The organism is Mucilaginibacter humi (genome assembly GCF_013087555.1).
In genome coordinates this window covers 21,793-34,502 of the sequence record NZ_JABFCR010000022.1, presented here as the reverse complement: position 1 = coordinate 34,502, position 12,710 = coordinate 21,793, and the positions used below count along the sequence as shown (strand labels likewise).

General features: G+C 45.4%; 17 protein-coding genes and 1 tRNA gene. 8 read left to right on the top strand and 10 right to left on the bottom strand.

All coding sequences use genetic code 11. The annotated features are described in order from the left end of the window. The first annotated feature begins 496 nt into the window (after positions 1-496). From HK413_RS06310 to HK413_RS06300, 3 genes are all read left to right on the top strand, one after another. Positions 497-889, top strand: coding sequence for a bactofilin family protein (locus tag HK413_RS06310; protein ID WP_317169341.1), 393 nt, complete (start codon positions 497-499; stop codon positions 887-889). 505 nt (positions 890-1,394) lie between these two features. After that, positions 1,395-2,915: a S10 family peptidase gene (locus tag HK413_RS06305; RefSeq protein WP_175269549.1), complete on the top strand. Its 1,521-nt coding sequence runs from the start codon at positions 1,395-1,397 to the stop codon at positions 2,913-2,915. Continuing rightward, a tRNA-Cys gene (locus HK413_RS06300) sits at positions 2,894-2,965 on the top strand. Before HK413_RS06305 ends, HK413_RS06300 begins: the two co-directional genes overlap by 22 nt. Positions 2,966-3,319: 354 nt before the next feature. Here HK413_RS06300 and HK413_RS17105 read toward each other — a convergent pair. The 9 genes from HK413_RS17105 to HK413_RS06280 all read right to left on the bottom strand — a co-directional run bounded on the left by HK413_RS17105 (position 3,320) and on the right by HK413_RS06280 (position 8,377). Beyond that, positions 3,320-3,682 carry a glycoside hydrolase family protein gene (locus HK413_RS17105; protein WP_246229935.1) on the bottom strand — a complete coding sequence of 121 codons (363 nt, stop codon included), beginning with the start codon at positions 3,680-3,682 and terminating at the stop codon, positions 3,320-3,322. Further along, a complete protein-coding gene (locus tag HK413_RS17100) occupies positions 3,675-4,373 on the bottom strand; it encodes a glycoside hydrolase family protein (protein WP_246229933.1) in 699 nt (232 codons plus the stop codon). Before HK413_RS17100 ends, HK413_RS17105 begins: the two co-directional genes overlap by 8 nt. Before the next feature lie 88 nt (positions 4,374-4,461). After that, on the bottom strand, positions 4,462-4,701 hold the full coding sequence (locus HK413_RS14960) for a hypothetical protein (protein WP_217452105.1): 240 nt from the start codon (positions 4,699-4,701) through the stop codon (positions 4,462-4,464). Then, positions 4,698-5,093 (bottom strand): hypothetical protein, encoded by a 396-nt coding sequence (locus HK413_RS14955; protein WP_217452104.1) that lies wholly within the window; start codon positions 5,091-5,093, stop codon positions 4,698-4,700. Before HK413_RS14955 ends, HK413_RS14960 begins: the two co-directional genes overlap by 4 nt. Continuing rightward, entirely contained in the window at positions 5,090-5,419 is a 330-nt protein-coding gene (locus tag HK413_RS14950) for an alpha-galactosidase (protein ID WP_217452103.1), read from the bottom strand. The genes HK413_RS14955 and HK413_RS14950 overlap by 4 nt, the downstream gene beginning before the upstream one ends. Before the next feature lie 23 nt (positions 5,420-5,442). Beyond that, positions 5,443-6,456: a hypothetical protein gene (locus tag HK413_RS14945; RefSeq protein ID WP_217452102.1), complete on the bottom strand. Its 1,014-nt coding sequence runs from the start codon at positions 6,454-6,456 to the stop codon at positions 5,443-5,445. Between the two features lie 179 nt (positions 6,457-6,635). Further along, positions 6,636-7,229 carry a glycoside hydrolase family 43 protein gene (locus HK413_RS17095; protein WP_246229931.1) on the bottom strand — a complete coding sequence of 198 codons (594 nt, stop codon included), beginning with the start codon at positions 7,227-7,229 and terminating at the stop codon, positions 6,636-6,638. A gap of 23 nt (positions 7,230-7,252) precedes the next feature. After that, positions 7,253-7,462, bottom strand: coding sequence for a hypothetical protein (locus HK413_RS17090; RefSeq protein ID WP_246229929.1), 210 nt, complete (start codon positions 7,460-7,462; stop codon positions 7,253-7,255). 84 nt (positions 7,463-7,546) lie between these two features. Then, the gene (locus HK413_RS06280) at positions 7,547-8,377 is read right to left on the bottom strand and encodes an SGNH/GDSL hydrolase family protein (RefSeq protein WP_175269548.1); all 831 of its coding nucleotides are present in this window, start codon (positions 8,375-8,377) and stop codon (positions 7,547-7,549) included. A 165-nt stretch (positions 8,378-8,542) separates the two neighbouring features. Here HK413_RS06280 and HK413_RS14940 point away from each other — a divergent pair, with 165 nt between their 5' ends. The 5 genes from HK413_RS14940 to HK413_RS14930 all read left to right on the top strand — a co-directional run bounded on the left by HK413_RS14940 (position 8,543) and on the right by HK413_RS14930 (position 11,479). Then, positions 8,543-8,770, top strand: a complete 228-nt coding sequence (locus HK413_RS14940) for a hypothetical protein (protein WP_217452101.1) — start codon at positions 8,543-8,545, stop codon at positions 8,768-8,770. Continuing rightward, on the top strand, positions 8,767-9,258 hold the full coding sequence (locus tag HK413_RS06275; RefSeq protein ID WP_317169340.1) for a class I SAM-dependent methyltransferase: 492 nt from the start codon (positions 8,767-8,769) through the stop codon (positions 9,256-9,258). Before HK413_RS14940 ends, HK413_RS06275 begins: the two co-directional genes overlap by 4 nt. A 15-nt stretch (positions 9,259-9,273) precedes the next feature. After that, positions 9,274-10,056 carry a M90 family metallopeptidase gene (locus HK413_RS06270; protein WP_175269547.1) on the top strand — a complete coding sequence of 261 codons (783 nt, stop codon included), beginning with the start codon at positions 9,274-9,276 and terminating at the stop codon, positions 10,054-10,056. Positions 10,057-10,118: 62 nt separating this feature from the next. Then, entirely contained in the window at positions 10,119-10,664 is a 546-nt protein-coding gene (locus tag HK413_RS19460) for a sulfatase-like hydrolase/transferase (RefSeq protein ID WP_217452100.1), read from the top strand. Then, positions 10,595-11,479 carry a sulfatase family protein gene (locus HK413_RS14930; RefSeq protein ID WP_317169339.1) on the top strand — a complete coding sequence of 295 codons (885 nt, stop codon included), beginning with the start codon at positions 10,595-10,597 and terminating at the stop codon, positions 11,477-11,479. The genes HK413_RS19460 and HK413_RS14930 overlap by 70 nt, the downstream gene beginning before the upstream one ends. Positions 11,480-11,578: 99 nt before the next feature. Here the strand turns inward: HK413_RS14930 and HK413_RS06260 are convergent, their stop codons facing one another. Beyond that, positions 11,579-12,664, bottom strand: a complete 1,086-nt coding sequence (locus HK413_RS06260; protein WP_175269546.1) for a serine hydrolase domain-containing protein — start codon at positions 12,662-12,664, stop codon at positions 11,579-11,581. Positions 12,665-12,710: the final 46 nt, after the last annotated feature.

Below are 12,710 nucleotides of genomic sequence, written 5' to 3'. Positions count from 1 at the left end.
CAGGTCAGCCGATATTGATTTCACTTAAAACTTATTGTTACAGCCACTTTTGTTGCCATATATATGTTTGCTTTTGCAAATTACAGGCAGATACGCGGCCAAAGCATAAGTTGGTAAATGTACGTTCAAACGGTTTCATCATTACCCCACAACGGTATCGGCGATAAGCGAATACTATTAGTAGGCTATTCTGTGCAATAGCGTCGTACGAGGCTTTCGATTAGCGCCATATCTCGTCGGCCGTATTTAGGCTTGCTTCAAGATATTGCCGCAAGATGTCTTTGCGATGCTGTGGAGGTTGGATCTGCCAGCGGTAGCAGAGGCGGTAGATCTATTCTCTGCGCCTCGACTGTAACCTGTACCTACCGACTAGGGTTAGCAGCAGCAATTCCCCACGCACCCATAGCGCCATAGCGTCGCTGGGTCCAAACAAAGGTTATGGGGGTGCCGAGTACAGGTCAGATGGTAATGATTACTTTTCGGACGAGTTTATTATATTGATGAGAAGCTTACCGGCAACTTGTTTTGTGCCGAAAAGGTTGTTATTGACTTGCATGGCATACTTAAGGGTAACATCACTTCAAAAACCTGCCTGGTTACAGGTACGGTAAACGGTGATATTTTATCACTTGATTTGCTGGATATTAAAGCAACCGCAGTAGTTAGGGGCAACATTCAATCGGCTAAGGTAAATATCGAACCGGGAGCTGTGATTAACGGTTATATTACTGTTGGCGAGGATATAGAAGCACTAACCGAGCAGTGGAACAAAACTAAATTCAGCACTGACGATTACCTGACTACTAAATTGCATAACGAACTTTCAACCCTTACTAAAATAAGTGCTGCAACTATTGTTACAGAACAAAAGGTTGAACTCGACTTGTAGCCGCAGTTAGCAAACAGGAGCTTAAGGCAGAACCTAAACCCCTTGTAGCCGCTGCAGCACCTAAAGAAGAAAAAAATTGAAGCGCAATTGCCTGTTGCCAAACCAACATTGGCCGCTGCTACGCCACCTAAAAAAGACGAAGAGCTTAATAACTCGCGTTGGTGGTAATAACATCAAATTATTAAAAAAGGGGCGGCTGAATTTTCTACCGCCCCTTTTTTATGTCAGATCTTGTATAGGCTAAAAAAGTATTTAAATACCTGGTAAAGTAGGTTTACAAATTATAGTATATAAATTCTATCTATTTTATAGAATTAATTTGGAAACATGAAATCTTTATTTATTTTTGTCCTGTCTGCTACCGGCAGGCGGGTTATTTATATGTTAAAAGATATCAAAAATCAATTTTTTATGCGAATGCCTCTTTCTCAAGGGGTCATGTGTTGCTGCTGTTAATTCGCTGCACACACAAAAATTCACATTTTAAATTATTTGATATCATTCCATGTTTCGCTTAGTACCATCCTTCGTTTATCGTTTCCGTTTTATTAGTATCCTGCTCATTGCCGGTACTGCTGTTTTATTGTTCAGCTCATTGCGTTGGGCTCCAAAGCATGCAGCTTACCGCGCATCAGCCGGTGATGCTGCTTATATACTGGCAGTAGGCCGGCACCATTTAAAAATAGACGGTAAGGAGCTGGCTTATCAGTCATCAACCGGATATCTAACTATTAAGGATCAAAAAGATCAACCATTAGCCAACATTTTTTACACTGCATATAATATAAATAGTAATATTACTCAACGCCCCATAACCTTTGTTTTTAATGGCGGACCGGGCTCGGCGGCTATATGGTTACATATGGGCGCTTTTGGCCCGGTGCGGGCAGATAATAAGGGTTATACTACTAACCCTAATTCATGGCTGGATTTTACCGATTTGGTTTTTATTGATCCGGTAGGTACAGGTTACAGTCAGGCCGCAGAAGGCGTAGATGCACGCCGCTTCCATGGCTACCGCGGGGATATCCACAGCATCGCCCAATTTATAAAGACTTATCTTGCGGCCAATCATCGCGAAGCAAGCCCTAAATTTTTAACCGGCGAAAGTTATGGCGCTGTCAGGGCCATAGGCCTGACAGCTTATTTGCAGGATAGCCTGCAAATTAAACTGGCGGGTTTAAACTTAATATCGCCGGCACTTAATTACCGGTTGGTGAGTTTCCGCAAGGGTAATGATAAACCGTTTAGTTATTATTTACCAACTTATGCTTTGGCCGCGCAGTATCACCGCCGCCTGTCGCCTGAATTGCAAAAGCAAACGCCTGCACAACTAATAGTAAAAGTGGCTGCGTTTAGTAACGGTACGTATGCAAAGTTTTTAAAAAGTGGGAAATCAATATCGGCTGACCTGGTAGATACGCTTAGCTACTTTACTGGATTGAATAAGGCACTACTAAAGCGAACCAATGGCCGTATAACCGACAGCCAGTTTACCAAAGAGTTGTTGGATAATAAAGTTACCGGCACATTTGATAGTCGTGCTGTCGGGCAAACTAATTCAGGTGACCCGAGCGAGTTGGCTATACGCAGTGTTTTTACCAAAGCATTCCAAAAATATGTAGATGCTGAATTAGGTTATGAAAACCACCTGCCTTACCTGGCTACAACAGCTATGGGCGATTGGAACTACGGGCCGGAAGCAGCTGATGGCTACCTTGATATTTCAGCAACACTTAAACAGGTGCTATTAAACAACCCCGATTTGAGGGTAAAAGTAAGCAGTGGTTTGTATGACCTGGCCACACCTGTTGCTACTATCAACTATGCTATTAATCATTTAGGATTATCACAAAAAGCAAAGCAAAATATTTCGGTTGATTATTATCATGAAGGACATATGATCTACCCGGGCAATGAGGCTAATGCCGGCTTTAAAAAAGCCGGCGAACAATTTTATCATCAAATATTACAAAAACTATCAAGCATACACTATGAAAATAAGGCGGAGTGGCCGAGTGGTTAGGTGAGGGTCTGCAAAACTCTTTACAACGGTTCGAATCCGTTCTCACGCCTCAATAAAAATCTCTCTCTCTCATAATTTGGTTTATAATTGGTTAAGTAAAGGCCCCTGCCCATCAGGGGCTTTACTTTTGTGTAGGAGCAATAAGCCATAATTGCCAGAAGTTGAAAATTACAAAAAGAGGCATAGCCCCGGCCAATATTGTAGCTACAGTTGAACCCGTAGAAAATAAAAGAAGATATTAAGAGCCATAGGCTCGGTCCATATAATATGCGTTGTGCTGAGTCAAAGGCAAACTGCGTGTTTAAACGATTAAATTTTTTGTAAAACACTTATTATCAATTTCTTACCCATAAATCTTGTTTCACGTGTTTCATCTGTTTCACCCACGCGTGAAACAAACACCGTTATTTGGTATTCGGATAGGCCTCCCTCAAAGTCTTTGCCTCTTCGGCTGTGATCTTCGACAAGCTGCCATGCCTTGCATCGGGTGGTATGCTGATATCCTGCTCGATGGTCCAGTGAAACAGGTCGGGCGACGATGAGATGCCATAATGGTCGGCCATCGGGAAGTCGTAATAGAGCAACCAGCCTTTAGGTTTCATGGGGTCGGCCATAACGCTTGGGCCCTCGGTAATAGTCGGAGCTATCTGGCCCTTATTTAGTGGCCCGTCATAAACTGTATAGGGGCCCTCGATATTTTTTGAGGTGGCTACGCGGATGCCGCGGCGTTCGCCGGTAGCGGGGCTAAATTCTTCTTCTTTATGCACCGTAGTAGGTGCCGTTGTGCTTGGTCAAGGTGCCGTCTATTACAGAATAGCCCGGAGCAAACAGTACTTTGGCAGGGGTGAAGGTTTTCCAGTCGGTTGTTTTGCAGTACCAAAGGCGGCTCTTCTTCCAGCCTGCATCCTCAAATGTCGACGACCAAAACAGCGTGTACTCCTTTGTCGCTTCATCATAAAAGAACTCGGGCGCCCATATATTTCGTACCATATTACCGTTCTCGTCTTTTACATCCTTCATTAACGGCAGATAACTGTCCAACTGCCAATGGATCAAATCTTTCGAGGTAGCGTATAAACAGCTCGGGCCAAACTGCCTGCGGTCAGGGGCCGCACGCCCGCCGCCTGTTGCCACCAGTCGCCAAATGCCGTCGGCGCCGCGGTGGATAAACGGATCGCGGATGTTTTGCTCCCAAATAGGGTTGTTATCATTTATCGGTGTCCAATGCCGGCCGTCGGTTGATAGCGCGATATGGAGCTTGGCAATCAGCATGGGGTTGGGTAAAGGTACCTCAATGGTTTTGCCGGTTGCCGCGTCTATCTCTATCCGTGTTGGGTAACGCTGACGGAAATAGGTAAGCATATAAGTATCCGCAGGCTTTTTGCCCTGCGCATTAGCAACCCGGAGCGATGTAGCCAGTAAAATAAGTACCGACAGTTTGAGCAGATCCTTCTTCATATTAATTATTAAATCACTTTATATTTATAAAGCACGTATGAGTTTGGTTGTGGCAGGCTAAAGCTAACATCGCCATGCGATTTAACCACTACCAATTTATCAGCCCCCGGCCTAATACCTTTTTAAAGCTAACCTTCTTACCCGCTGGTAAAAAGGTTTGGATGGTAGCGCTGTTTTCTTTATTCAGTTCGCGAATGATCAGTAGATATCCCTCGTCATTTTTAATGGACTGAAACCCCGTCCATGAAGTGCCTGATGGCTGGTCGCCGATTGGAAAGATCTGCCCGGCGTGGATATCCGATTGCATTTGTTGATATTTCTTAATCACCGGCGCAATGGTAAATGCTTTTTCAGGTAAGCCGGTCGCCTCCATCCGGCCAATGGTTGTGCCATCATAGTTAGGGCAAACTCATACTCCATAGATACTTTGGATGGCGCGAATTGATCGGCCTTATCATACTTATCCGCTTTGCGGTAGTTGTTTAAAAACTCTATCTGTAAGTTTTGCGGCGGCACATAGGCCGATAGCATCCAGAGGTTACGTAACGTCCAGTGCGGGTAGTAGTTGCTCCAGTCGGTATAGCGGTTCTCTAAAAATATGTTGCCATAAGTATTAAAATAATGATAGCCATAACGGCGCCCCGCGGTAACGTCTAAATTAAAAACAGCCTGGTTATTGGTAACCAGCATTACGGTATCAAACATTTTGCGCAGGTTCACTTCGCCTTTTTGTCGGTTACCTGTACCCCGTCTATCTTGAAGGTATTGATGCCATAGTTTTTATAAAGGCTGATCAATGCCTCCGCATCATTTTGCCAATGGGCGTAGCTATCGTCTTTACTTGGATTGAACCATAAACACACGTTAATACCTAATGCCTTGCCACGCTGTACCACCACACCCAAGCCATGCGGAAATTTTACCGGGTCGGGTTTCCAATAGTTTGGGTTGTCCCAAATCTTGGTTAAGGTGCCGCCCGCAAACGCCGAGTTTGCCGAACGCCCCGACTGCCAGCCATCATCAATCTGGAAGTGCGTAATACCCAAACGATGGGCGGCTTCCAGTTCATTTATGGTAAATGTTTCGCCAATATGTTTGTCCTGGTTGCGGTCGCCCTGGTGTTCATCATTACCATATCATCACGGCCAGACTGATGCAGCCGTACCTGTTGCTGGTAGTTGCGTAGGGCGCTTAACTGACCTAACCTGTCACCTGTGGTTACACCGGTAACAAAACCATAGCAGCGTGTCCATTTATCAGGCGATAAGTCGGCAGGGTTAACACCAACACCTATCGCCTGTACTTTGCCTATCTGCACCAAAAAATCGGCACCCGGATACGCCAGTTGCACATCAGAGGACGGTGCCTCTTTTAAAATAAAAATGCCATGAGTACCGCCGGTTTCTTCGGCAAACAGAACATTGCCGGCAATGCGGCTCTCTGATCGGTATAGTAGCTGCTCATGCTCCTGTACCAGCGTGTTGTTTTGGTCGGTGATGTCAAAAAACTGGGTGGTTTTTATGTTCCAATGTTTACCCGGTAGCGCCAGCGTTTCCATTATACTAACTCCCGTCGGCACAGCGGCACTAATATTTGTTTCGATATTTTTCAGATCGCCTTTGCTGGCTGTTGCGCCTGTCCACTGCGCTTTCAGGTTGCCCTTTAAATAATAATCGCAGGCTATGGCGGGGCAGTCCGGGTAAATCCTGAATGCCTTTTTTACCTCGAGTGCGCCAAGTTTAACTTCAACTTCGGCTTTTAAAAAAGCAACACTTATTGGTGTGGCGTTTACCTGCGTAACAGTTAGTTTTCCATTACTGGCATTACCCGCGCCGGGAAATAATTGATCGGGAGTTTTACCAGCCAGTTTCCATGAATAACCGGTACGTTTATCTGTTAGCGAGTAGCTTTTCAGGTTGCCGTTGTTCCAATTGTAAACGCGTTTAATAATGTTGTTCTCTAAAACCAGCGTATCGCCGGTGAGCGTTGCCTTGCATTGAGTAAGGGTGTTTTGACCAAACAATAGCACACTGAAAATTAAATTCAGTAGCAATGCCATCATTACCCGCTTCAACATGCCCATTATTTAGTTCCCGACGGTTTTTTAAGTTCAACACCATCTTTTAACGGTACGCCAAAATTTGGGGTCCCGTCTTTATTCCGGTAAATTTTTGGGCACGCGGCGCACGTTTATTACCGCAGCCATCGCCGGGATTGGTATTGGCATGATACAGGATCCAGTCTTCACTGCCATCCGGCGATTTAAAAACGAATTATGGCCGGGAGCATAGATCTTATTCTCCGGGTTTTGAGAGAATACAGGCTCGGGCGATTTCTTCCGGATAAAGAATCCAGCAGATCGGCATTTGCCGATGCGGTTAACATCCCAAGGGCATAAAAATCTGTCCAGCAGCCGCTGGCCGAATAGATCAGGAATAGTTTATTGCCATGTTTTAATATCTCGGGGCCTTCGTTTACCAGTACACCTATGCCGCTGTTGCTTTCCCATTTATAGGTCGGGCTTGATAGTTTTACGCGTTTGCTGCTGATGGTCCACGGGTTACTCATTTGGGCGATGTAGATATTTTGCATCCTATTGTTATCGCCTTCCCAGCCTGACCAAAGCATATACATTTTACCCTTATTCTCAAATATGGTAGCATCAATGGCCCACTTATTGGTTTCGTCGCCAACCTGTCCCTTAAAGGTCCATTCGCCCTGTAATGGGTCGGCCGATGGGTTTTCAACCACGTACATGCGGTGATTATCATTCTTGCCATCATCGGCAGCAAAGTACATATACCATTTGCCGTTCAGGAAATGCAGCTCGGGCGCCCATAACTCTTTTGAGTGCATGGTGCCTGCCGGCGGTCGCCATATCACTTTTTCTCCGCGGATCTCAACTCGGTCAGGTCTTTGGTTTTCCAGATGGTTAGGTTGCTGCCGGTGGAGTTGGTATAATAATAATAGCCATCCTTATAAATATTCCGGGGATCGGGCCCTGAGGGTAACACCGGGTTAGTAAATGTTTGGGCGAAAGCGCTGCCCGGGCTTATAATAAGCAGGATAAGTGTAAATAATTTTTTCATGAGGGATATAATGGTTAGCGTAAATATAGAAGTTTTCTGTCGAGCTATGACGACCTTTTCAAGCCGGGTTGTAACAATTCTATATTAATACCGCTTTATTATTTTAACCAGCATCTTAGCTATTATAGCATGGCCCTTGTCTGTTGGATGAAGCCCGTCATAGGTCATGTTCATGGCTTCAACAGGGTACGGATATTCGTCTGTTTTTGGGTCGAAGGGGATACCGATATAATCGGGATATTTATAATTTTTATACTCGCCGGTAGCCGGGTCCTTTAAGCGTTTAAAGTTAACGGCGTTTTTTATGGTCATGCCGCTTTTATAATAAAGATCGGCCAGTTTAAGTTTTTGAAGCCTGGCGATGTTTTTAATCGCGTCGGCATAAGCCGATAGCTTAACACCGTCATTATTATCTTTGTAAGCACCGTGTATAATGCTTGCCTGGTTATTGATATCCACATAATCTGTACGCTGCATCGGCGTTAGCAGGATGATAGCAGCATTGCTGTTTTGCGCCCTGATCTTATCAATAATAATGCGATACGCGCCATAAACCGTACCCGCGCCGGTGTTGTTATCATAGTCGGCAACAGTTCCTATCGGGAAGCCTACCCACCAGTCATTCGTCCCTAAAAACACCGAGTAGATATCAGCCTTTTCAATGCCGAGATGATCGAAATTCTCCGCAATACCTTTGGCGGTCCAGCCGGGATGGCCATGGTTGGCGAAATGTACGTAGGGTAATTGTCCAACCACATCATCCATATAGCCTTTGGTTAAGCGGCCCTTAGTATATTCGGTCCTGCCGTTATGGAAAGTTATTGAATCGCCAATGGCCATCCATTTTAATTCTTTATGCGGCGCGAACGAGGTAAACAATGCTAACGCGATGATCAATAATATTGGCTTTCTCATAATTGGTTCGGAAGTGATTTTTAAAGATATTTATTTATCCCGACAAACATACTTGCTATATTGTGGAAGGATAATCGGAAATTTAGATGATGGGCGCCTTATTTATTTCATCTGCTCACTATTTTGTTAAACAAAACAAATTGCCCAAAATAGCCTTTTAATACTATGCGTTATTTTAACTTACTGTTGCTTTTTGTGATGTCTGTTTGCTGCACCGATCTGCATGCGCAGCAGCGCCCGGCAGATTCCATCTACACCTACAAAACCGCCACGCCCGATGGCACCGGTAAATATTACAAGGGCCGCGAAATTGCCCACGTAATGGGTTTTGAAGGTGCCGCCCGGCTGGAACGTAACACCCGCGAACAGGAGGAAAACACGAAAAAGCAATAGCTAAACTGCCCATAACCGCCAGCAGCGTAGTTGCCGATATTGGCGCCGGCACCGGTTATTATACCTTCCCCATAGCTGCCAAAGTACCGCAGGGCAAAGTTTACGCGGTAGAGATACAGCAGTCGGCCATTAACTATTTACAGCAACGCAGTAAGCAGCTAAACTTAAACAATGTTATAGTAGTGAAAGGCGGCGAAGAATCGCCCAACCTGCCGGATAACGCCATAGACCTGGCTATAATGGTTGATGTATATCATGAGTTGTCTTACCCGCATGAAATGCTGCGGGCTATAAAGCGATCGTTAAAACCACGTGGTAAGCTATTGCTGTTAGAATACAGGGGTGAGGACCCGGCAGTTGAGATCAAGCCCCTGCATAAAACCACCATTACCCAATTAAATAAAGAATTGAGCGCCAACGGCTTTCATTTAAAGCAAGACGGCGAATTTATGCCGATACAGCACTTTTTAGTGTACCAGAAAGACTAAACAAAACATTAAAACATGCTTATCTATTTCGCCATCGTTATCCCTATTATTGCCTTATTGGCTTTTATCATTTTCCGTAAAAAGACTAACACTGTACCTGTGAGTTTCCAAAAGCTTGATAAACCGCTGCGCAAGCTGTTAGACAGCCGGGTAGATTACTACCACCGGTTAAGCAATGCTGACAAGCGCAGGTTCGAATCGCAGGTAGCGGTGTTCCTTCAAACGGTGAATATAGAAGGGGTGGGAACAGAGATCACAGATGTTGACCGGGTGCTGATCTCATCAAGCGCGGTAATACCGGTATTTGGTTTGGGCGACTGGAAATACCGCGATCTGCTAACCAATGTAATATTATATCCGGATACGTTCGACCATGAATACCAGTTTGAAGGCAATAGCCGCAATATCCAGGGGATGGTAGGTACAGGTTATATGAACGGGCAGATGATCCTGTCGCGGCCGGCCCTGCTTAAAGGGTTCTCGCCAATGTCGGGTAAAGAGAATACTGCCATCCATGAGTTTGTGCACCGGGTTGATAAATCAGACGGCGCTACCGACGGCGTGCCCGAACAATTAATGGAACACGATTACGCCACCCCCTGGCTAAGCCTGATGCATAAAGAAATGCACCGCATTAACCAGGGGCACTCTGACATTAATCCTTACGCCACCACAAACGAAGCCGAGTTCCCCGGCCGTAGCATCCGAATACTTTTTGAGAAACCCGCCCAGTTTAAAGAGAAACACCCCGAGCTTTATGAGCAGCTAAGTAATATCTTTAGGCAAAACCCCGCCTGATATTACTGGTATATTAGTAGATTAGCCACAACATTTATATATCCTGTATATAAAAACCTGTTATGAAGAAAAATTTACTGCCCGTTACCCTTATTGCGGCCATTGGTATTTGCTGTTTAGGTTATAGTCCGAAACCGCAGGCGCCAAAACGACCTAACGTTATCATTATTTATACTGATGATCAGGGATATGCCGATATGAACATCTACGGATCAAAGGACCTGGTGACACCCAATATGGATGGGTTGGCACGAAGCGGCGTTAGGTTTACAAATTTTTATTCGGCTTCGCCGATATGCTCGCCATCAAGGGCAGCGCTGTTAACAGGTCGGTATCCGCAACGTGCAGGTTTACCTTTGATGGGGCCATCAAAAGAAGGGGTTGCAGGGATGTCAGGCTCGCAATACACCCCGGGCGAACTGTTTAAAGATGCCGGCTATAAAACCGCGCATATCGGCAAATGGCACATAGGCTATAACAAAGATACCGAGCCAAACGCGCAGGGTTTTGAGTACTCGTTCGGGTTTATGGGGGATGTATTGATAACTATTCGCATTTTTTCTATTGGGATGGCCCAAACCGCCACGACCTTTGGAGAAACGGCGTAGAAATACAGGAAGCCGGTAAATTCTTCCCGGATATGATGGTAGATGAGGCCGGCAAATTTATGGCCGAGAATAGGGATAAGCCTTTCTTTATGTATTGGGCCATCAACAACCCACACTACCCGTTACAGGGCAAAAAGAAATGGCTGGACTATTATAAAAACCTGCCATCGCCACGCGATAAATATGCTGCCAGTATCTCAACTATGGATGAGAACATTGGCGACCTGCTAAAGAAACTGGATCAATTAGGGTTGAGGGAAAACACCATCATCGTTTTCCAGTCTGACCAGGGTTTTTCGCGCGAGGACCGCACCTTTGGAGGCGGCGGCTCGGCCGGCGACTACCGCGGGTCTAAATTTAGTTTGTTTGAAGGCGGCGTGCGTGTGCCTGCTATCATCAGCTGGCAAAAACATATCCCTGCAAACCAGGTGCGTACGCAGGTATCAACCAATGTAGATTGGTTCCCTACGCTTGCGGCTTATTGCAATATAAAAATGCCGGCCCGTAAGGTTGATGGGGTAAGTTTAGTGCCGATCATCAACTCAAACGACGCAAAAACCAATCACCCGGTATTTAACTGGCAAAGCGGCGGCGGCAACGCTAACCCACAATGGTCGGTGCTGGATGGCGACTGGAAACTATTACATAACCCGCTTGAATCAACAAAAGCAGAGTTAACGCCTGAGGGCTATTTCCTGGTAAACCTGAAAGATGACCCATCCGAAAAAGCTAACGTTGCTGATAAGCACCCGGAAATTGTGCAGCGTTTATTGGTTACGCATAAGGCTTGGTTAGAGGAGGTGTTTACGCAGTAATTGTTGTACATATTAAGTGTCATTCTTAGCATAGCGAAGAATCTTATACGTTTTACATAGCACGTTATAAGATTCTCGGCTATGCTCAGCAAAAAAAAATCACTTCACCAACTCATCAACCAACCCTTTCAACGCTTTATATCGCTCACCGCGGCCTTGGTTGTTAATATAGAATGTCATTAATATTGCGGCGTAGCCATTCTTATAATCAACCCATGGGAAGCTGCCAAACAGGCCGGGGCTGCTGATGGGCCAGCCTTTGTTATCATCAGTTTTGCTCACCCATTCGCCATAACCATAACCCAGGCTCCCGGCTTCGGCAGGCGAGTAAGCTACTTTAACATCGGCGGTAATGCGGTTTACCTGCATTTGTGCTATGGAGGCTTCACTTAGTATCCTTTTGCCGTTATAAGTGCCTTTATTTAATATCATCACTAAAAAGTTAAGATAATCCTGCGGCGTACTGATAGCGCCGCCTGCGGGCAGGGCAACTTTGGCCGTGCCCCAATCAGTGTTTTGCATATCAAGGGGTTTAGCTATCCGTTCGGCAAACAGGGCCTGGAATGTTTTGCCGCCAATTTTTTCAATAACTGCTCCGGCAATCTGTAACCCAACGTTGCTGTAATGAAACACTTTGCCCGGCTGCCCCTCCATAGGTAGTTTAGCTATGTTTTGCATGGCTTCATCCATATTGCTGGTATTGCGCATTTCTTCCAGATCATCTTTTAAAGGCAACGGTTTAATACCCGTTTGGTGCGACAGGCACTGGCCAATTGTAATATTACCCTTGCCACCCGCCGTAAGCGCAGGTAAGAATTTACCTACAGTATCCGTTAACTTTAATTTGCCCTCATCAACAAAAGTCATTACCAATGCGGCACTTAGCCATTTACTGCAACTGGCAATTGCTTCGCGGGATGCTGGGGTATAATCATCCGGGTCGGCTGTTTTGCCCTGGCGTTTGGCTATCATACGGTTCATCAGCTTTTGGCGCATGTTCATTTTGTTGACCGAGTGGTTGTATATCACCTTGCCATCTTTATAAACCATTAATATGGCGCGGCCGCCCATATCGCCGGCTTCGTTATCCAGCCAGGCATTTAATTTATTTGTAGGGGTTTGCGAATAGGCTGTTGTAATAGCGGCGCAAAAAAACAGCGTGATAAAAAGTACGTGTAGTTTCATGTTAAAGAAAAGGCTTGTGATAAATATAGTAAAATGATCTATTCTG